Here is a 20,940-nt window from a genome sequence, read left to right on the forward strand (position 1 = left end):
ACACGCCGAACACGGCATGGAGTGCGACACGCCGAGCGGACGAAAAGAAAGTTCTCCACAGCTTGCCCACAGGGTCTGACCAGGCATTTTAGGATTGTCCACGGTTGTTGTCCCCAGGTTGTACACAGGGTAGCGCCGACCTGTGACTGGATACCCTCATTCATCCCCAGGTTGTACACAGGGCGGTCCCCAGCCGGTTTGCGCTCGTCCTTCTGGGGGACATAGCGTGCCCCAGCGGCCCGGTACTCACGGTTGCCGCCGGGGGTCGAAGCGTGTCTCTAAAAGCGTGTCTCTAAAAGCGTGTGTCCCAAGCGGGCGGAGCGGACACCCGGACGGAGCTGCCACCACGGTGGCGACTCGGGGCGTATCTTGAAGTCGCGGCACAGTCGAACAGATGTTCGCATTACGAGGAGGTGTCTTTAGCGGTGGCGCTCACCGATGACCGCGGTCCCGCATTCGCGGCGTCCGACCCGGGCCCCAGCGATCCTGGCCCGCGTTCCGAGTTCGATCGCCAGCCGCCACAGGACCTCGCGGCCGAACAGTCCGTGCTCGGCGGGATGCTGCTGTCCAAGGACGCCATCGCCGACGTCATCGAGGCGCTCGGTCCCGAGGACTTCTACCGCCCGGCGCACCAGGCCGTCTACGACTGCATCCTCGATCTCTACGGCCGCGGCGAACCGGCCGACCCGATCACCGTCTCCGCCGAGCTCGAACGGCGAGGCGAGTTGGGCCGCGTCGGCGGCGCGCCGTACCTCCACACCCTGATCGCGACCGTGCCGACGGCAGCGAACGCCGGGTACTACGCGGAAATCGTGTCGGAGAAGGCGGTGCTGCGGCGCCTGGTCGAGGCCGGCACCCGGATCGTGCAGTACGGCTACGGCGCCAACCAGAGCGACGGCGCGAGCATCGACGAGGTCGTCGACCGCGCCCAGGCGGCTATCTACGACGTCACCGAGCGGCGGACCAGTGAGGACTACGCCGCACTGGAAGACCTGCTGCAGCCGACCATGGACGAGATCGACGCGATCGCGTCGCGCGGTGGCTCGTCGCGGGGTATCCCGACCGGCTTCATCGACCTCGACGAGGTGACCAACGGCCTCCACCCCGGCCAGATGATCATCGTCGCGGCGCGGCCCGGTGTCGGTAAGAGCACGCTGGGGCTGGACTTCATGCGCTCGTGCTCGATCAAGCACGGCCTGTCCAGTGTCATCTTCTCCCTGGAAATGAGCCGGACCGAGATCGTCATGCGCATGCTCTCGGCCGAAGCGAAGATCCGGCTGGCGGACATGCGTGGTGGCAAGATGTCCGACGACGACTGGACCCGGCTCGCCCGGCGGATGAGCGAAATCTCCGAAGCGCCGCTGTTCATCGACGATTCGCCGAACATGACGATGATGGAGATCCGGGCGAAGGCGCGGCGACTGAAGCAGCGCAACGACCTGCGGCTCGTGGTCGTCGACTATCTGCAGCTGATGAGCTCCGGCAAGCGGGTCGAGTCGCGGCAGCAGGAAGTCTCGGAGTTCTCCCGGCAGCTCAAGCTTTTGGCCAAGGAGATCGAAGTCCCGGTCATCGCGATCAGTCAGCTGAACCGTGGTCCAGAGCAGCGGACCGACAAGCGCCCGATGCTGTCCGACCTCCGTGAGTCCGGCTCGCTGGAGCAGGACGCGGACATCGTGCTCCTGATCAACCGGCCGGACGCCTGGGAGCGCGACGACCCGCGCGCCGGTGAAGCGGACCTGATCCTGGCGAAGCACCGTGCCGGTCCGACGAGCACGATCGTCGTGGCCCATCAGCTGCACTACAGCCGCTTCTCGGACCTCGCACAGGGCTAACGGCTGATTTCGGTGTAGCGGCGGGATCAGCGACGACGAGTACGTGGCCACGGTCGGTGTCCTCGAGCGGATGGCGTCGAACTTGGAGTCCCTTACCTGAGCGGCCCGGAATATATCGCCACGCGGAAGCGTCGAGTATTAATTGAACTTTCAAATACTGGAGGCAGCGATGACCGCGTCCGACGCACATACCCCGGTGCTCTACCTGAGCCACGGCGCGCCCCCGCTCGCCGACGACAAGACCTGGACCCGCCAGCTCGCCGATTGGTCCGCCGGCCTCACGAAGCCGAAGGCCATCCTGGTGGTGTCGGCGCACTGGGAGGAAGCCCCGCTCACGCTCAGCGCGACCACCACCCAGCCGCTGATCTACGACTTCTGGGGGTTCCCGGAGCGCTACTACCAGGTGCAGTACGCCGCTCCCGGCGCGCCGCAACTGGCCGCACGCGTCCGGAAACTCCTGCACACCAACGAAACCCCGGTTCTTGACGCGCGAGAGCGCGGTCTCGACCACGGTGCGTACGTCCCGCTGGTGGAGATGTTCCCCGCCGCCGACATCCCGGTGCTGCAGGTTTCGATGCCGTCTCTGGACCCGCAGGTGCTGTTCCGCGTCGGGCAGAAACTCGCGCCGCTGCGAGACGAAGGCGTGCTGATCGTCGGCAGCGGTTTCTTCACGCACAACCTGAGCGCGATGCGCTCGATGTCCGGCAAAGACGGCACCCCACCCGCGTGGTCCAGCGAATTCGACCATTGGGGTGACGAGACGCTGAAGTCCGGTGACCTCGACGCGCTGCTCGACTTCCAGCACAAGGCGCCCGCCGCGCTGATCGCGCACCCGCGTATCGAGCACTTCGCGCCGCTGTTCGTTTCGCTGGGCGCGAGCACCGAAGGCACGAAATCCGAAACCGTCATCGACGGCTATTGGTACGGCCTGGCGAAACGCTCGTTGCAATTCTCATGACATAAACAAAAAGCCGGGCCCGGAGCGACTTTGCTCCGGGCCCGGCTTTTTGTTTTTCGAACAACCTAAGCGACTAGCTCAGTTTCACTGGGTGTGGAACTTCTTGCCGGTCAGGGTCGCGACGAGCTTGGAGAACATGCCCAGCGGGCTGCTGTCCATCTGCGCCAGAGCCGGGACCTGCACCTGCGGGGTACCCGAGATGCCGTTCACGATCGGCAGGGCCGAAAGCGAGGGCATGGTCGGGAGCTCGGTGGGCAGAGCCGGGACGGACGACATTGTCGGCAGCTTGGTCGGCAGGGCCGACACGGTCGGCAGCTGCGTGGGCAGCTGCACCGGCACGGGCAGCGCCGTCAGCGACGGCAGGGCCACCGGCAGGGCGGGGACCTTGGGGAGGTCGGCGCGCTGCGCGTACATCGGCATCGTGGTGGGCAGGGTCGGCAGCTCGTTGGCGCCCAGCTCCGACATGTCGATCGGGAGGTCGATCAGCGCCGCGGGCTCGATCGCCGTGGAGTTGGCCGCTTCGGCGGTGGCCGAACCGAACAGGTCGAGCGCGAGGCCGTAGACCTGCACGACCGCACCGATCGGCTCCTGCAGGTTGAAGCCGGAGATGCTGCCCGCGTCGCCGTCGGTCGACGCCTCGCCACCGGTGACACCGGTGGTCTGGTTGTCGCCGAACGCGTTGGCGGCACCGGCGACGGCGACAGCGTCACCGAAGACCTGGGCCACAGCCGCGACGGGGACGTCGAGGATGTTGCCGGAGAAGCCGCCTTCGACACCGGAGGTGGTGACGTCGCCGCCCGTGGTGGCAACGGTGGTGTTGGTGGCGTCACCGGAGGTGACGGCACCCGCGGCCGCGGCCACGCCGAAGACCTGAGCGATCGGGAGCGCGTCGGCACCGATGATGTTGCCGGCCAGGCCGCCACCGTCACCGTTGGTCTCGGAGTCCCCACCAGCGGTGGTCACGACGTCGTTGGTCGCGGTGCCGTGGCCGAGGCCGGCCAGTGCCACACCGTCGCCGAACACCGTGCCGGCGCCCGCGATCGGGGCCTGGATGATGTTGCCGGCGACGCCGCCGCCCTTGCCGTCGGTGAGCGCGGTGCCACCGGCGGTCGAGTCGGTCAGGCTGTCACTGGCACCGGAACCGGAGCCGATGAACGAGCCACCCACACCGAACGCCTGCACCGGCAGCGAGGCCGGGACCTGCACGATGTTGCCGGCGACTGCGCCGAGCGGACCGGCCGCCGCGACGTCGCCGCCCGCGGTGGAGGTCGTGTCGGCCGACGCCTTGCCGTGGCCCTGTCCGATGAACGAGCCACCGATGCCGAAGACCTGCACCGGGATGGAGAGCGGCGCGGTCACGAGGTTGGAGCTGGCTGCACCGTTGTCGTCGTTGGTGCTGCCACCGCCGCCGCCCGTGATGACCTTGGTCTCGTCGGCCGAGCCGGAACCCTGGCCGATGAACGAGCCACCGATGCCGAAGACCTCGGCGGGCACCGCGAGCGGCACCTGCACCAGGTTGCCCGAGGCGGACGAGTCGTTGCCCTGCGTGCCGTCGTGGCCACCGGCCGTGACGGTCTTCTCTTCGGTCGCCGAACCAGTGGCGTTACCGATGTGCGAGCCACCGATGCCGAAGACCTCGGCGGTCAGCGCGTCCTGGGTGTTGATGATGTTGCCACCGAGAACGGCTTCGTTGCCGTTCGAGTAGCCCTGGCCACCGGCGGTCGCGTCGGTGGTGTTGTCGTGGTTGGCGTGCGCGTTACCGATGTAGGTGCCACCGATACCGAACGCCTCGACCGGCAGGGCCACTGCCGGGTCGACGATGTTGCCCGAGCCGCCGGCGCCTTCACCGTTGGTGTTGACGTTGCCGCCGGACACGACGGTGCTCGAGGACGAGCCGCCGTCGGTGGCCGCGTTGCCGATCCACGAACCCGCGACACCCGCGACGTTGGCGATGAGCCCGCCCTGCGGCGCGATGATGTTGCCGGCGAGGAAGGAGTCCTCGGCACCGGTCGAGATGAACGAGTCCGAGCCCTCGGCCTTGGCGTCGTCACTTGCCACACCGGCGGTGGCGTCGTTCGAGGTGTTGCACTTGCCCGTGTCGGCGTCGGAACCCCAGACACCGCCCGCGTTGCAGTTGAACTTGATCGGCAGGGCGATCGGGACACCCGCGACGTTGCCGGTTCCGGCGCCGCCCTTGCCGTTGGTCTCGATCGAACCGCCGGAGGTGGCGGCTGTGTCGGCGTCGAACTCGCTGTAGGCGTTGCCGAGGATCCAGGACGCGGCGTTGCCGGTCACCTGGACCGGGGTGGCGAACTGGCCGGCGACGACGTTGCCGGAAAGGCCGGAGCCCGTTCCGTCCGTCGTGACGTTGCCGGTCTCGGTCGCGCTCTGGCTGGCGGAACCACTGGCGTAACCACTGCCGCCGGCGAGACCGCCCGCGTTGCCCGCGATCTGGATGGGCGCGGCCCAGTCCAGCGCGACGGCGTTGCCGGCGATGCCGGACTTGGAGCCGTCGGTGGCGATGTCCTGGTTGTGCGACCAGCTCTGCGTCGAGCTGCAGTCGGAGACCGAAGCGTCGCCGATGACGCCGACGGCGTTGCAGCTGACCTGGATCGGGACGACGACGTCGCCCGTGACCTTGTTGCCCTTGAGACCGGACTCGGTCGGGCTGAAGCCTCCGTCACCAACCTGCGAGGGGCTGACCGGGCTGACGTTCTTGTTGAGCTCTGCAAGTGCTGCGTTGGCCGGCTTCGTGATCGGCTTGGTGCTGACCTCGGTGTGCACGCTCGGGATGTCGAGCTGTCCCAACGGCGTGCCGACGGCGTTGCCCTCGATGTCGATCGGGACGGTGACGTTGAGGTCGAGTGGGCTTGCCGGAACGTCGGGGTTGACGTTCTCATCGGCGGAGGCGATGCCGGTACCCAGCATCAACAGGCCACCCGTGACCAACGCGGTCTGGAGTCCGCGCTTTGCCCAGGACTGCATGTGGGAGTTCTCCTTCATATTGGTTTCCCTTGCGGGTTTATGGGGGTGCTCCATCGGAGGCGACGAAGCACCGGGATGGGACAAGCGGACGCACTTGGGCGCACCGCTATGAGCGCGGGGTTCAGGAGTGACGCGAGTATCGGCGCACAGAAGCGCGGATATCAGGGTGCGTCAGCTACCCCGCGAAGAGTGGTTCAGTCAGGAGTGACACCGGGCTGAGAGCCCGGAGTGAGCGGCATGTACCGCACGCCGACGCGGAGAGTTCCGGTCTTGGCGTCGTAGTAAGTGGCCGAGGACCAGACGGGGACGCCGTAGGCCGGACCGTCGAGATGACCACCGGGGGCAGAGCCGCCGGGGACAGTGGGCGCCGAGAGCGGGGCGAAGGGCATCCCGATCGGCGCGAAGGGGGCAGGAAAATCGCCCCGGTCGTCGCTGTGCAGCGAAGTGTTGTTGTTCGTTTCGGCCAGACCGGCACTGCGTGCGAGGCGCGAGGCTGCTGCCTCAGCTGCACCCGGCAGTTCGATCGTGGCCGGGCCGGTGAGCGACGTTGCCGCGTCAGGGACCACTTCGGGGGTTTCCGGGAGCACGCCGTCCCCGACCGGGAACCCGGGAAGACCGGGGAGCTGGAGCAGGCCCTCGCCGTCGTTCTTGTGGAGAAGGTCCCAGAGATCCTTGCCGAAGTCCGCATTGTCGGACGGCTTCAGCGAGTCCTCGATGACCTTCGGCGCGTCTTCGGGCTTGTTGGCGATGTGCTCGACCGCGCCGAGTGTGCGCTCGACGGGAGCGACGACCGCACTGTCGGCGAAGTTGCCGACTGCGCTGCTGACCCTGTCCGACACGTCCCTGTCGATGACGCGGTGCGTGCCGTGCTCGCGGCAGCCGGCGGGAGCGGCGGGGCGCTTGGACTCGCTCGCCGGGAGCGACCAGCTGGTGGCTCCCTGCTGGCAAGCCGCGTTCGACGCGGCCGCGGAAGCCGCACCGCTGGCGTCGCCGACGAGCTCCGCGGTACCCCGGGTGATGCCACGCAGGTTCGCGGCTGTCGCGGCGGTGACCGGGGTGACGGTGGCGGTGGCGTCCGAGACGGCATCGTCCGAAGGAGCCGCGGAAGCGGTGGCGCCGGAGACTGCCCAAGCGGCGGCCGTACCGGCGGCGACACCACCGAGCACCAGCAGCAGGCGCGACGCCCAGCGAACGGGGCGAACAACGCCCTGTCGCTCAGTCGTCGGCGCCACTTGGTTCTCCTATAACGGGTTCTGAATGCGTTTCGAATGCGGGTCGTGAACTGATTCGATCCGCTGTGTGCCTCCCGAGGTAAGCAAATTGCAGATCGCTCGCGCATCTTTCACGCGGCTTAATGCCCCAATCGTGTAAGAACACAGCGTGTGTCCACGCGTCACGTTGAGTGATCAATGCTGGCAGAAACGCCAAAGGGCGCCTTCAGTGCAGGGAGTGCACTGAAGGCGCCCTTTGGGCTGATTACTTACTTCTGCAGCTGCTGGAACACCGAGTCGAGCTGCGCCATCGCCGGCACCTGGGAAGGCACGGAGGTGACGAGCCGCGGCAGGCTGCCGGTGAACGAACCGACCTCTTCCACGACCGGAAGCTGCGGAGCGGACAGCTTCTGGTTAGCCAGCGACAGAGACGGCAGACCGGTCGGCTGGTCGGCACGTGCACCCGGCAGGGGCAGTCCGGCCACGGTGGGCAGAGCCACCTGCGGCAACTGCAGCGTCGGCACCAGTGCACCGATGATCGGCAGCTGTGCGACCGGGAGCGAGTTCAACGAGGGCAGCGCCGGCAGACCGGCGGCCGGCAGGTCGCCGCGCTGGGCAACGGGCAACGTAGGCAGCGTCGGCAGGTCGGTCGCGCCGAGCTGGCCGACCCCCGGCACGTCGGACAGGCTGATCGGGATGACGTTCAGTTCGTCTTCGCCGACCGGGATGTCGGTGTTCGTGGTGACCACGTTCTCCACATTGGCCAGCACCGGGATGGTGACGTCGTAGACCTGCGGTGCCAGCCCGATCGGGAGCTGCTTCGGCAGGATCAGGATGTTGCCGCCCGTGGGAACGCCGCTGACCTGTCCGGTCAGGTCGTTTTCGGTCTGGTTGGTCACACCGGCCAGCGCGCCGACGCCCCAGCCGAAGACCGCGGGGTCCAAGGCGACCGGGAGGTCGAAGATGCCGCCGGACAGCCCGCCCGCACCCGAAGTGGCCTCGTCGCCACCGACGACACCGGAGGTCTGGCTGGACACCGCGTTGGTCGCGTTGCCCGCCGCGGCGATCCCCAGTCCGAAGACCTGCGGGAGCGCCTGCGCCTCGGCCGAGATGATGTCGCCGGAAACGCTGCCGCCGTCACCGGCGGTCGTGATCGGGCCACCGGCGACAGTGCCGGTGGTGGCCGTGGTGTTCGACTCCGTGTTGGCCACGAAGCTGATCGCGCTGCCGAAGACCTGGGCGACCGGGTTCATCTGAGCCGCGACGACATCACCGGCGATGGAACCGTTCTTGCCGGAGGTTTCGACGGTGCCACCGGCGATCGACATGACGTCGTTGTCCGAGCTGGCGGTGTTGTTGCCGATCCACGAAGCGGCCAGGCCGAACACGTTGGCCGAGCCCGCGAGCGGAGCCTCGACCACGTTGCCCGCCACCGAGCCGCCGTCGCCGACGGCCTTGGTGTTGCCACCGGCCTTGACGTCGGTGAGGTTGGAGCCGATGGCTTCGGCGTTTCCGCCCCAGGTCGCGGCGAGCGTGTTGACCTGCACGGGCAGTGCACCCGGAGCCTCGACGATGTTGCCAGAACCGGTGCTCTTCTTACCGGTCGCCTTGGTGTCGCCACCGGCCTTGACGTTGGTGTCCGAGTCGACCGTGCTGGTGGGGTTGCCAACCCAGGCGGCCGCGATGTTGAACACCTGGACGACCGGAGCCAGCGGAGCGGTGACGAGGTTGCTCGAGACGGTGCCGCGGTCGTCGTCGGTGTTCGCACCGCCGCCGGCGGTGACCTCTTTGTGCTCGGTCGCGGAAGCGGTCGGGTTGCCACCCCACGCACCGGCGACACCGAAGACCTCGGCGACCGGGGCCAGCGGGGCCTGCACGATGTTGCCGCCACCGGTCGCGGTGTCACCGGTCGTGCCGACGTAGCCGCCCGCGGTCACGGTCTCGTCGTTGGTGCACTCGGATGACGGGTTGCCACCCCACGCGCCGGCGTTGCACAGCACGTCGGCGACCGGGGTGCCCTGAACGGTGGCGACGTTGCCACCGACGGTCGACTTGTCGCCATGAGTGATCGAGCTGGGGCCACCGGCGGTCGAGTCCGCGGTGTTGTCGCACAGCGCGCTGGAGTTGCCACCCCAGTCGCCCGCGGTGCAGGTGACCTGTGCGACCGCGGCGATCGGTGCTTCGATGATGTTGCCGCCGGCCGTCGAAGCAGTACCCGTGGTGTTGTCTGCGCCACCCGCGGCGGCGGTGGTGTCGTTGGTGCACTCCGTGCTGGTGTTACCACCCCAGGCGCCCGAGGTGCAGTCGACCGAAACCGGACCCGCGACCTGCGGGTGCACGACGTTGCCACCCGCGGTGGAAGCGTCGCCCGCGGTGTCGGCGGTGCCGCCGGCCGTGGCGGCGACGGTGTTGTCGGTCGTGGCGCTGGAGTTGCCGCCCCACGCACCGGCGGTGCCGAGCGCCGAGACGGGCAGGCCGACCGGAGCCGCGACGGAGTTGCCGCCGACGGTGGACTTGTCACCGCCGGTCGCCGAGTCACCGCCGGCCGCGGAGCTGAGGTCGTTGGTGCACTCGGTGGCGGCGTTGCCGCCCCACGGACCCGAGGTGCAGTTCACCGCGGCGAGGCTGCCGATCTGGGGCAGCACGGTGTTGCCGCCGACGGTGGACTTGTCACCGCTGGTCTGTGCGTACGCCTCGCCGTCACGCGCGGCGGAGCTACCCTGACCGGCCACGGCCGAAACCGTGTTGGTCGAGTTCGAGTAGGCGTTGCCACCCCAGGCCCCGGCCGTGCCGTCGACCTGAGCGGGCAATGCGACGGGTCCGCCGACGATGTTGCCACCGATCGTGCTGGCGTCTCCGTTGGAGGCGAGCTTGCCCTTCGAGCTCGCGGACTGGTCGACCGAGCCGTTCGCGATGCCGATACCGCCCCAGCCGGCGCCGGTGTTGTGCACCCCGACCGGCAGTGCGCCCTGCAGCGCGACGATGTTGCCCGAGCCGACGCTCTTGTCGCCGTCGGTGGTGATGTCACCATCGGTCGCGGCGCTCTGGGTGACGGTGTTGTCGGCTTCGGCCTTCGACAGCGTGCCGAAGCCGAGACCGGTGACCCCGATGGGAGCCGCGATGGGAGCGGCGACCACGTTGCCGGCCAGCGCCTGCTCCTGCCCGCTGGTGGTGATCGGGACCGGGTTGCTGTAGTCCAGGTCCACGTTGTTCTCGACGTAGGCGTTGCCGCCCGCGCCGACCGCCCAGCCCGAGATCTCGATCGGGGCGAGCACGTTCGGCGCGATCACGTTGCCGCGGGCGATCGGGGCGAGCGGGGTGCCCACGCTCTTGAGCAGAGCGCCCGTGCTGATCTCGTCGGTGTCGAGGATCATGGGGATGGTGAACTGCTCGCCCAGTGGCGTGCCGACCGCGATGTTGCCCACGTGGACCGGTACGGCGACGCCGCCGTCCAGTAGTGAGGGAGCACCGTCGGGGTTGACGTTTTCCTCGGCGGAGGCGATGCCGGTACCCAGCATCAACAAACCACCGGTGACCAACGCGGTCTGGAGTCCGCGCTTTGCCCAGGACTGCATTTGGGAGTTCTCCTTCATATTGGTTTCCCTTGCGGGCTTTAAGGGGTGCTCCATCACGGATGGCGAAGAAGCACCGGGATGGGACAAGCGGACGCACTTGGGCGCACCGCTATGAGCGCGGGATTAAGGAGTGACGCGAATACCGGCGCATAGAGCGCGGATATCAGGGTGCGTCAGCTACCCCGCGAGAAAAGGAATTCAGTCGGGAGCAACGCCGGGCTGAGAGCCCGGGGTGAGCGGCATGCACCGCAGGCCGACGTGAACGATGCACGTCTTGGCGTTGTCGAAAGCAGCCGAGAACCAAACGGGAACACTGAAGGCCGGGCCGTCGAAATGAGCACCGGAAGCAGGACCAGGAGTTCCGGGGGCGGCGGGTACCGGCAGCGGGGCGCTGGGCAGCTCGGCCGGCGCGAAGGTGGCCGGAAGATCGACTTGGTCGTGGTGCACCAAGGCGGTGGCAGCCGGTGCGCTGACGACGGCGACGCTCTCGACGTGCTGGACGGGAAGCGCCTCAGCGATGGCGGGCACCTCGGTCGTAACGGGGTAAACCGCGTCCGAGCCGGAAATCTGCTGGCCGGTTTCTTGATCCGACGGCAAGCCTAGGAACTGGACCAACCGCTCCTCGCCGTCGGAGTGCAGCAGGTTCCAGACCTTTTTACCGAGGTCCGGAGCTTTGCCGGAACGAGTCAGCGAGTCCTTGACGACCTGTTCGGCGGTACGGGACTTCGCGATGACACGTCCGGCCACGCCAAGGGTGCAGCGCACCACGCGAACCACCGGGCTGCCGGCGACAGGCTCCGGAAGGGCGACCGGCGGCACGGACCACGCTGTCGCCTCCTGCTCGCACGAGGCTTCTTCGGTGATGACAGGCAATCCCGCAGTGGAGGCCGTGTCGGAGACCGGCGGGATGCCCGTGTCGGGAACGGCGGAGTCCGCGGAAGCGGAAGCGCCGGAAATCATCCAGGCCGTCGCGGTGCCGGCGACGACGCCACCCAGCACCAGCAGCACACGCGACGCCCAATGGCCGGCGCGTGATACGCCCTGCCACTCGGTCGCCAACTCGTGCGCCACTCGATCTCCTATTTCTCTGATTTCGGTAAGAGGGCTTCGAGAAATGGTCTCGAAGAATGATTCCACTTGTTGATCGAGGATATAAGCAAACAGTGGCCTGATTGCGCACCCCAAACACGGCTTGTTAGCCCAAACGTGTACCTATAACGCCCCGAATTCACCGATAACCGAGGGTGACACCCTGCTGCCGACGACCCGGCCAAGATCAACTATGCGGTCGGTTTCCGGCGCTCGTGTCGGTACCTGGTCCGATTCGCCCGGACCGATACTGTTGCCGGGTGACCGAAGCGAAGCGTGGCAACACGGAAAACCCGTCCCTCTCAGAGGGATCCGATGTCGCCGGACTGGTGCCGAGAGGTCTGCGGATCGGCGCGGCCCTCGCGTGGCGCTTCCTGGTGGTGATCGCGGCGCTCTACGTCATCATCTGGCTCATCGGTTATCTGTCCGTGGTGGTCATCCCGCTGTCGATCGCGCTGCTGCTCGCCGCGCTGCTCGCACCGGCGGTTTCCCAGCTGGTCAGCGTGAAAGTGCCGCGGGGGCTCGCCGCCGCGATCGTGCTGATCGCCGGGCTCGCGATCCTCGGCGGGCTGCTGACCTTCGTCGTCGTGCAGTTCTCCGGCGGCCTGCCGCAGCTGCAGAGCCAGTTCAACGAAAGCCTTCACCAGATCCAGGACTGGCTGATCGACGGGCCGATCCACCTGCGCCAGGAACAGTTGAAGGACTTCGTCGGCCAAGCGGTCGGCTTCCTGCAGAACAACCAGTCGGCGATCACCTCGGGCGCGCTGACCACGGCCGGCACCGTCGGCGAGATCCTCACCGGCTTCGTGCTGACGCTGTTCATCCTCATCTTCTTCCTTTCCGGCGGCGGTCAGATCTGGAAGTTCCTGGTCCGCGCGGTGCCGGCGCGCGTCCGCAACCGGGTCGACGTCGCAGGCCGCCGCGGTTTCGCCTCGCTCGTCAGTTACGTGCGGGCCACCGCGCTGGTGGCCGTCGTGGACGCCGTCGGTATCGGCATCGGGCTGGCGATCATCGGGGTGCCGCTGGTGATCCCGCTGGCGACGCTGGTGTTCATCGGCGCGTTCATCCCGATCATCGGCGCGGTGATCACCGGCGGGGTCGCGGTGCTCGTGGCGTTGGTGACCAACGGTTTCGTCGGCGCACTGATCGTCCTGGCCGTAGTGGTCGGGGTCATGCAGCTCGAAAGCCACGTGCTGCAGCCGCTGCTACTGGGCCGCGCGGTCCGGCTGCACCCGCTGGCCGTAGTCCTCGCCATCACCGCGGGGCTGGTCACCGCCGGTATCCCGGGGGCGCTGCTGGCCGTTCCGCTGCTGGCCGTGCTGAACGCCGGGATCCGGTCACTGCTGCACGAGGTCGACCCCGATCCCGAGAAGGTCAACGTCCTGGCGGACAAGGCCGCGCAGCCGAACGACGACCAGCCGTTGGTCGAGGAGCTCGGAACGGATTACAACGACGCGAAGCCCGACAAGAAGAAATGACCCGCCGGGGCACAGCCACGCCTGATCCGGCGACCCCATTGTGGTGGGCCACGATCGCGCTGCGCGTGGTCACCCTGTTGTTCGGTGTCGGCGCGGTTTTCGTGCACCGGGCCGACTTCGACCGGCCGTGGCTCGCCTGGACGGTCGTCGGCGTGATGGTTGCCTGGACCGTGGTGACGAGCCTGGCCTACGCGCGGGAGAACTGGCGCCGGCACTGGCTCGTCATCATCGACGTCGTGCTGACCAGCGCGTTGATGATGACTTCGCCGTGGGTGCTGTCCGACGCGCAGTACGCCGTCGACGATCCGCTGGTCACCACGGTGTGGGCGGCGGTGCCACCGCTGGCCGCGGGCGCCAGGTTCGGCGCCAGCGGCGGAGTGCTGGCCGGGCTGTTCGTCGCTGCGGCGACCGGGATCGCGCGGACACAGTTCGACCTCGACGTCGCACGCGACGCGGTATTGCTGACGGCGAGTGGCCTGCTGGTCGGGATGGCCGCGACCATCGCCCGGCGTTCGGCGGCCGCGCTGGAACAGGCGTTGCGCACCGAAGCCGCGACGGCGGAACGCGAACGGCTCGCGAGGTCGATCCATGACAGCGTGCTGCAGGTACTCGCCAGGGTCCGCAAACGCGGCGGTGAAGTGGGCGGTGAAGCTGCGGAGCTCGCGAAAATGGCCGGAGAGCAGGAAATCGCGCTGCGCGCACTGGTCACCACCGAGCCGATCGTGCCGAGTATCAGCGGCACGACGGATCTGCGCGCCGCACTGCAACTGCTGGCGACGCCTTCGGTGAACGTCTCGGCGCCCGCGGGCGAGGTCGCCCTGCCCGTGCATACGACGGCCGAACTGCTGGCGCTCACCAGGGAAGCACTGACGAACGTCGAAAAACACGCGCCGGCCGCGAGCGCATGGGTCTTGCTGGAGGACCTCGGGAACGAAGTCGTGGTCAGCATCCGCGACGACGGCCCGGGAATCGAGCCTGGACGGCTGGAACGCGCGGCGGCTCAAGGACATCTAGGGGTGGTGGAGTCCATCAAGGGCCGCGTCCGTGACCTCGAGGGAACGGCGACGCTCGACACCGCTCCCGGGGGTGGTACGGAATGGGAAGTCAGGGTGCCGACGAAAGCGAGGGGAAAACGATGACCGGCTCGGACAAGACGAAGGTGTCGGTCATGGTGGTCGACGACCACCCGATCTGGCGCGACGGAGTGGCCCGCGATCTCGCGGAGAACGGTTTCGACGTGCGCGCGACCGCGGCCGACGGCGCGGCGGCGATCCGGATTTCGCGTGCGGTGCGCCCGGACGTGGTGCTGATGGACCTGAATCTGGGCGAAACCTCCGGCGTGGACGCGACCAGGGAGATCACCGCGGCGCTGCCGGAGACGAAGGTGCTCGTCCTGTCCGCCAGCGGCGAGCACAGTGACGTCCTGGAGGCGGTGAAGGCCGGCGCTTCGGGCTATCTGGTGAAGTCGGCTTCGGCGACGGAACTGGTCGACGCCGTCCTGCGCACGGCCGCGGGCGATCCGGTGTTCACCGCCGGACTGGCCGGGCTGGTGCTCGGCGAGTACCGGCGGATGGCCGATTCGCCGTCCGAAGGGCCGCCTCCGCCGCAGCTCACCGAGCGCGAGACGGACGTGCTGCGCTTTGTCGCCAAGGGCATGACAGCGCGGCAGATCGCGGAGAAGCTCGTACTTTCCCATCGCACGGTCGAAAACCACGTGCAGTCGACGCTGCGCAAGCTCCAGTTGCACAACCGCGTCGAACTGGCGCGCTACGCGATCGAGCACGGTCTCGACGAAGAGTAAGGGTCCGTTCAGGGTTTTTCCCGGATCTACCTGGGGCTATCCGAGTCCTAACATGGTTGTCATGGGCGAGGAAGAGACGGTTTCGGCGAGTACAGGCACCAAACCACTGAGCGACCGGGACCTGCGGGTGTCGGACAGCGAACGGGAGCACGTCGTCGGCGTGCTGCAGAAGGCCATCGGCCGGGGCATGCTCGACCTCGACGAATTCACCGAGCGCACTGACGTCGCCCTCGCCGCCCGCACGCGCGGCGAGCTGAACGCGGTGCTCACGGACCTGCCGGGGCTGGTCCACCGCGACGCGGTCCGGCAGTCCGTGCCCAGCGGATACGGCCCGCCGCGGAACTTCGCCACCAACTTGCCGGGGGAGCCGCTCGTACTCAACGCGAAGTACTCGTCGCTGGTCCGCAGCGGGCCGTGGCTCGTGCCGCAGGCGCTCGTGGTCCGCAACAAGTACGGCTCGACCAAACTGGATTTCAGCCAGGCGCAGGTCGACTACCCGGTCGTCTACATCGAGCTCGACGCCAAGTGGGGCTCGGTCGAGATCATCATTCCCGAGCACGCCGCCGTGGACGTCAACGCGATCACCGAGGTCAAGTTCGGCTCACTCGAAGACAAAACGCACTCGAACGGCCGGGAAGGCAACCCGCGCTACGTCGTGTCCGGGCGGGTACACGGCGGCTCGCTGGTCATCAAGCACCCGCGACGCGGTCTATTCGGATAGGGCTTCTTTCACGGCAACGCGCGCGGCGGCGGGGTTCGCTGCCGCGAGTGCTGCCTGGGCGACGGCTTCGCATTGCGCCAACGTCGTCGCGGCCAGGCTCGCGCCGACACCGCGGACGGCGGCGGCGTTCATCGAAAGACTCGTCAGACCCAAACCTGCCAGTACTAAGGCGAGTTTCGGGTCGGCCGCGGCTTCACCGCACACCCCGGCCGGTTTCCCGGTGGCCTTGGCTGCCTCGCCGATGAGCGCGATCAGGCGCAGCAGCGCGGGCTGCCACGGGTCGTTGAGCTTGGCGACCGCGCCGAGCTGGCGATCCGCGGCGAAGGTGTACTGCGCCAGATCGTTGGTACCGATGGAAACGAAGTCGACGACGGCGAGGATCTCGCGCGCGACCAGTGCCGCGGCGGGGATCTCGATCATCACCCCGGCCCGCTGGATTCCGGCCGCGCGAGCGCGCTCGGCGAACCAGGCGGCTTCTTCAGCCGTGGCGACCATCGGCGCCATCACGGAGACCTCGGCGCCGGAATCCTTGGCCGCACCGGCGATCGCTTCGAGCTGACGATCGACGATCTCCGGCCGGTCGAACGCGACGCGCAGGCCACGTACGCCCAGCGCGGGGTTCGGCTCCGCCTCCGGGGAGAGGAAAGCCAGCGGCTTGTCGGCGCCCGCGTCGAGCGTGCGGACGATGACGGGTTTGCCGCGGAACGGCGAAAGGACAGCGGTGTAGGCAATGCGCTGCTCGTCGACGGTCGGCTCGGTCGGTGCGTCCAGGTAACAGAATTCGGTGCGGAACAGGCCCACACCCTCGGCACCGGCGTCCGCCGCGGCCTGCGCGTCCGTGGCCGAACCGACGTTGCCGAGCACCTTCACGCGGTGCCCGTCCTTGGTCTCGCCGGTGCCGTCCCACTCGATCGCCCCGGCCGAAGCCGCGGTGACCACGGGCGCGTTCGGATCGGCGACCTCGACCGTGCCGGTGTCGCCGTCGACAGCGAGCGCTTCGGCGTCGAGCGCGAGCAGGCCACGAACGGCGACGACAGCGGGAATCCCGAGCGCACGGGCGAGAATCGCGGTGTGGCTGGTGGGACCGCCCTCTTCGGTGACGAGCGCGAGCACCTTCGCCGGGTCGAGCCCGGCCGTGTCGGCGGGCGCGAGGTCGCGGGCGACGAGCACGCTGGGCGTCGCGAATTCGGGAACGCCGGGAGGTTCGACGCCGAGGAGTTCGGCGACGATCCGGTCCCGCACGTCACGGATGTCGCGGGCGCGCTCGGCCATGTAGCCACCAGCCGCGAGCAGTGCCTCGGCGAAGCCTTCCGCCGCTTGGAAAATCGCACGCGCCGCCGGAAGCCGGTCCCTGGTCACGAACTCTTCGGCCTGGCTGATGAGCGCCGGGTCGCCCGCCATCGCGGCGGTGGTGATGAGAATGGTGGCCGCTTCGCCACTGGCCGTCTCGGCGAGCGCTTCGAGCCTGCCGACGACGATCTGCGTCGCGGGGGCGATCCTGGCCGCTTCGGCGGCGAGATCGGCCGGAGCCGGACCGCTCGCGGGCTCACCGAGAGGCTCGGAGACACGGACGACAGGACCGCTCGCGCGGCCAGGACTGACCGCGACACCGGAGAGGGCTTCAGACGACATGGTCTAGACCATAGCTCAAATACGTCTGGATATCCCAAGGCGGAGTGCACACGCCCTTGTCGCGTAGCTCGTTCACCACGGGCATGACCTCCTCGTCCCACCAAGCCGCCGCGAACTCCGCCCGCGCATCCTCGTCACGCCCCGAGAGACCGCGCCGGAAGCCCCACGCTTCCGCGGAATCCGCCATCCGGAACCAGTCCTTCGGGTCGTCCAGCCAGAGTCCCACCCGGACCTGTTCTTCAAGGGGAACACGCTCGAGAAACTTCCGCTCGGCGGCTTTCGACCGCAGATGGGCGACCGTCAGGCAGCCCATGCCGAAGGCGATCGTGCAGATCTTGCGCACCTGGGCGGTGACCGTCACCGCGCCACGAGCTCGCGCGATCGACACCCGATGATGGCCGTCCTCGACGAAATACAGGTCGCCGAGACGCACCAGCCGGACGGGCGGTAGCTCGGCGTCGGTGCGCGCCAGCGTCTCCCAGCGGTGACGGAGTGCTCGGTTGAGCGGGCGGAAGCCGCGGTCGAAATCCCCGGTTCGCGCGATCGTCCCGACGATCGCCACTGCTGGGACGTCCTGACGGCCCAGGTCGGTCTCGCCGTCTTGGCCGAGCGCGGAAAGCGCGTCCGACAGCGGCATGATCGCGAGCTCGTCAGGAGGACGAACGCCGGCGGCCACCCCGAGCTGGGCAAGGTAGCCACGACGCCAGGCGGCGCTGAAGGTGTCTGGCGCGGTGCTCATATGAGGTACAACACAGCTTGCGAGGACCCCATTCCGCTCAAAGCTGGTCGGCCCGCGGGTAGGACGGCTGCGCACCCCGGCGCGTCACCGAGAACGCCGCGACCTTGACTGCCTTGCGCGCCGCGTCGGCCAAACTCGCCCCTTCGGCGAGCGAAGCCGCCAGCGCTCCGGCGAACGCGTCCCCGGCGCCGGTCGTGTCCACGGCCTCGACCTTCGGGGACTCGACCTCGGTGAGCCCGTCCGGCGTAACCACGATCGCCCCGCGAGCGCCGAGCGTGACCACCGCGGACTTCGGCCCGAGGTCCAAGAGCTTCGCGGGGTCGTAGCCCTCGGTCCCCAGCAGCCAAGCCGCTTCGTGCTCGTTGACGAGCAGGACGTCCAACGCGCCCAGCGTCGCGGCGGAAACCTCCGCGACCGGCGAGAGGTTGAGGAGCACCCGAACCCCGGCCTCGGCCGCCGCCGCGACCGCGTATTCGACGGTCCGCAGCGGGATTTCCATCGACGCGACCATCACTTTCACCCCGGCTACCTTCACCCCGTCGAACACGCCTTCGACGTCAGCGGGCTCGAGCGCGGCGTTGGCTCCCGGCGAGACGAGGATCGAGTTCTCGCCGTCCGGGGTGACGGTGATGTAGGCGATGCCCGTCGGCCGCTCAGTGGTCCGGACCAGCGCAGTGTCCACGCCGGACTCCCGCAGTGAGTCCAGCAGGATGGCCGCATAAGCGTCTTCGCCGACCGCCCCCAGCAACGCCACCCGCGCCCCGAGCCGCCCGGCCGCGACAGCCGTATTGGCCCCTTTGCCGCCAGGCGAAATTTCCGTGTCACCGCCGAGGACGGTTTCGCCGCCCTGAGGACGGCGATCGACGGGAACGACCAGATCGGCGTTGGCCGACCCCACTACGAGGACGTCAGCGGTCATCGTTGAACCATGCCATGACCTGGCCATTCACCCACACAACGCCTCCTCGTACGCATATGTGAAGGTTTTTGTAACTTATCCGGGTTCTGGTGCGACAATCATGCGAGCGCTTGACCGCGTCACTCGATCGGGGGATATGCATCCCCCAGCCGTCACTTCGAGCCGCAAAGGCCCTCCCTAGTCACGTTGCCGCGTTCGCGCGGTGGCGTTGCCCCAACCCCGGTGGAGATCGGGGGACAGGGCATCGTGTCGCCGACGTCGATCACGTAGCCCCCCGAGTGATCGGCGTCGGCGGCGCCTAACCGGTCCTATTCGCCCCTGCGCCGGGGCGAATAGGACCGGTTAATACTTTCCGGTGGGAAACCCTGACGACCTGGCAAAACCGACTTCTCGCCCCAGTCGTGACCGGCGCGCCCGCCGAAACCGTGGGTGGGAACTCCTAGACTGCTGGTATGACCAACCCCACACGCAGGGTTCGCGTGCGAGCGGCGACGGACAAGGACATCCGCCGGACCGCCCGCACGCTCCTCGTCGCACAGGGGCCGGAAGCCGTCACGCTGAGGGCGATCGCACGCGAGCTGGGTATCACCGCGCCCGCGTTGTACCGCTACTACGGCTCGCGGGACGACCTGGTCGAGCATCTCCGGCTCGACGTGTGCGCGGATCTCGCGGCCGAGCTGGCCGAGGACGTCGCCGGGTTCGAAGACGACGGATCGCTGCAGCTCTTCGCCATCTGTAAGGGTTTCCGGCGCTGGGCGCTGACGCACACCAAGGAGTTCACGCTGGTGTTCGCCTCGCCCACCGGCGACGTCGGCTCCGCGCCGGGAAGTGCGCTGAGCCGGGTCGACGAGCCGTTCGGCCGGATCTTCCTCGCCACCGCCGGGCAGATCCTCGCCAAGCAGGACCTGGTGACCCCGCCCGACGACGTCGTGCCGCCGGAGCTGCGTGACGACCTCGCCGCGTTCCAGACCGAGCTGCTCGCCGTGCTCGGCGGGTCCGGGCACACGTTCCCCGCGGAGAAACTCGACCTGGGCACCACATACCTGATGATCCAGTTCTGGGCCCGCCTCTACGGGCACGTCACGCTCGAGGTCTTCGGCAACTACCCGATCCCGGTGTCGAAGCCGGACATCCTCTTCGACGCGATGCTGCTCGACCTCGCCCGGGAGATCGGCCTTTCCCTGCCCGCCGCCTGATCAGGCGGCGTGGCCGCCGTCCACGGAGATCGACGTCCCGGTGAGGTAGCGGGCCTGGTCCCCGGCCAGGAAGGCGACCGTATCGGCGATTTCCGCCGGTTCGGCGTACCGGTCGGACACCGTCAGGCTCCGCTGGTCAGCCGCGTACGGGCCGTCGGCGGGGTTCATGTCGGTGTCGGTCGGTCCAGGCTGCACGAGGTTCACCGTGACACCGCGCCCGCCGAGTTCCCGCGCGAGCGCCTTGGTCAAGCCGATCATCGCCGTCTTGCTCAACGCGTAAAGCGTCATTCCCGGACCGGGCACCCGATCGGACACGCAGCTGCCGATGGTGATCACCCGGCAGCCTTCACCCAGGTGGGGCGCGGCGGCCTGGGTCACCAAGAACGTGCCGCGCACGTTGACGGCGAGCACTCGGTCGACGTCTTCGAGCTGGATCTGGTCGATGGGCGCGATCACGCCGACACCCACGTTGTTGACCAGGATGTCGAGCCTGCCGAACTCACCGATGGTCGTTTCGACCGCCGCGACGACCGCCGCCGCGTCTCCGCTGTCCGCGCGGATGGCGAGTGCGCGACGGCCGAGTTCCTTGACACGGTCCACGACTGCGGCCGCGAGCTTTTCGTTGTGCTGGTAGGTAAGGACGATGTCGGCACCGTCAGCGGCGAGCCGGATCGCCGTGGCCGCGCCGATGCCACGGCTGCCGCCGGTCACCAAGGCGACTTTGCCGTCGAGCGTCATGTCTTCTCCGTTCGATGGGGAATTCGTACTCCCTCATCGAAGCGAGAAAGACCCCTCCGAGCTGGC

Annotated in this window: 15 protein-coding genes; 7 read left to right on the top strand and 8 right to left on the bottom strand. The window is 68.2% G+C overall.

Annotated elements, in window-relative coordinates; translation table 11 throughout:
* Positions 1-425: 425 nt before the first annotated feature.
* Both dnaB and VGP60_RS40755 read left to right on the top strand, forming a co-directional pair.
* Positions 426-1,832, top strand: a complete 1,407-nt coding sequence (gene dnaB / locus VGP60_RS40750; protein WP_327553585.1) for a replicative DNA helicase — start codon at positions 426-428, stop codon at positions 1,830-1,832.
* 169 nt (positions 1,833-2,001) lie between these two features.
* Positions 2,002-2,790 carry a class III extradiol ring-cleavage dioxygenase gene (locus VGP60_RS40755; protein WP_327553586.1) on the top strand — a complete coding sequence of 263 codons (789 nt, stop codon included), beginning with the start codon at positions 2,002-2,004 and terminating at the stop codon, positions 2,788-2,790.
* Positions 2,791-2,874: 84 nt separating this feature from the next.
* On the opposite strand, the gene VGP60_RS40760 is transcribed toward VGP60_RS40755, so the two are convergent.
* The 4 genes from VGP60_RS40760 to VGP60_RS40775 all read right to left on the bottom strand — a co-directional run bounded on the left by VGP60_RS40760 (position 2,875) and on the right by VGP60_RS40775 (position 11,632).
* Positions 2,875-5,775 (bottom strand): PE-PGRS family protein, encoded by a 2,901-nt coding sequence (locus VGP60_RS40760; RefSeq protein ID WP_327553587.1) that lies wholly within the window; start codon positions 5,773-5,775, stop codon positions 2,875-2,877.
* 194 nt (positions 5,776-5,969) lie between these two features.
* A complete protein-coding gene (locus VGP60_RS40765) occupies positions 5,970-7,007 on the bottom strand; it encodes a hypothetical protein (RefSeq protein ID WP_327553588.1) in 1,038 nt (345 codons plus the stop codon).
* A gap of 248 nt (positions 7,008-7,255) precedes the next feature.
* Positions 7,256-10,561, bottom strand: coding sequence for a hypothetical protein (locus VGP60_RS40770; protein ID WP_327553589.1), 3,306 nt, complete (start codon positions 10,559-10,561; stop codon positions 7,256-7,258).
* A 198-nt stretch (positions 10,562-10,759) separates the two neighbouring features.
* Positions 10,760-11,632 (bottom strand): hypothetical protein, encoded by an 873-nt coding sequence (locus VGP60_RS40775; RefSeq protein ID WP_327553590.1) that lies wholly within the window; start codon positions 11,630-11,632, stop codon positions 10,760-10,762.
* Positions 11,633-11,910: 278 nt separating this feature from the next.
* Between VGP60_RS40775 and VGP60_RS40780 the strand changes: the two genes are divergently transcribed.
* From VGP60_RS40780 to VGP60_RS40795, 4 genes are all read left to right on the top strand, one after another.
* On the top strand, positions 11,911-13,128 hold the full coding sequence (locus VGP60_RS40780) for an AI-2E family transporter (protein WP_327553591.1): 1,218 nt from the start codon (positions 11,911-11,913) through the stop codon (positions 13,126-13,128).
* Positions 13,125-14,267 (top strand): MacS family sensor histidine kinase, encoded by a 1,143-nt coding sequence (gene macS, locus VGP60_RS40785; RefSeq protein ID WP_327553592.1) that lies wholly within the window; start codon positions 13,125-13,127, stop codon positions 14,265-14,267. Before VGP60_RS40780 ends, macS begins: the two co-directional genes overlap by 4 nt.
* On the top strand, positions 14,264-14,929 hold the full coding sequence (locus VGP60_RS40790; RefSeq protein WP_327553593.1) for a response regulator transcription factor: 666 nt from the start codon (positions 14,264-14,266) through the stop codon (positions 14,927-14,929). The genes macS and VGP60_RS40790 overlap by 4 nt, the downstream gene beginning before the upstream one ends.
* 61 nt (positions 14,930-14,990) lie before the next feature.
* The gene (locus VGP60_RS40795; protein ID WP_327553594.1) at positions 14,991-15,650 is read left to right on the top strand and encodes a DUF1707 SHOCT-like domain-containing protein; all 660 of its coding nucleotides are present in this window, start codon (positions 14,991-14,993) and stop codon (positions 15,648-15,650) included.
* Here VGP60_RS40795 and ptsP read toward each other — a convergent pair.
* The 3 genes from ptsP to VGP60_RS40810 are packed head-to-tail and all read right to left on the bottom strand — an operon-like array spanning position 15,639 to position 18,940.
* On the bottom strand, positions 15,639-17,282 hold the full coding sequence (gene ptsP, locus VGP60_RS40800) for a phosphoenolpyruvate--protein phosphotransferase (protein ID WP_327553595.1): 1,644 nt from the start codon (positions 17,280-17,282) through the stop codon (positions 15,639-15,641). The genes VGP60_RS40795 and ptsP overlap by 12 nt on opposite strands.
* Entirely contained in the window at positions 17,272-18,021 is a 750-nt protein-coding gene (locus VGP60_RS40805; protein ID WP_327553596.1) for a hypothetical protein, read from the bottom strand. The genes ptsP and VGP60_RS40805 overlap by 11 nt, the downstream gene beginning before the upstream one ends.
* Before the next feature lie 37 nt (positions 18,022-18,058).
* Positions 18,059-18,940: a ribokinase gene (locus VGP60_RS40810; protein ID WP_327553597.1), complete on the bottom strand. Its 882-nt coding sequence runs from the start codon at positions 18,938-18,940 to the stop codon at positions 18,059-18,061.
* A 452-nt stretch (positions 18,941-19,392) separates the two neighbouring features.
* Here VGP60_RS40810 and VGP60_RS40815 point away from each other — a divergent pair, with 452 nt between their 5' ends.
* The gene (locus tag VGP60_RS40815) at positions 19,393-20,136 is read left to right on the top strand and encodes a TetR/AcrR family transcriptional regulator (protein ID WP_327553598.1); all 744 of its coding nucleotides are present in this window, start codon (positions 19,393-19,395) and stop codon (positions 20,134-20,136) included.
* Here VGP60_RS40815 and VGP60_RS40820 read toward each other — a convergent pair whose 3' ends face one another.
* Positions 20,137-20,874 (bottom strand): 3-oxoacyl-ACP reductase family protein, encoded by a 738-nt coding sequence (locus VGP60_RS40820; RefSeq protein WP_327553599.1) that lies wholly within the window; start codon positions 20,872-20,874, stop codon positions 20,137-20,139.
* Between the last annotated feature and the right edge of the window lie 66 nt (positions 20,875-20,940).

Source organism: Amycolatopsis sp., from assembly GCF_036008905.1.
In the GTDB taxonomy this organism is placed as follows: Bacteria; Actinomycetota; Actinomycetes; order Mycobacteriales; family Pseudonocardiaceae; genus Amycolatopsis.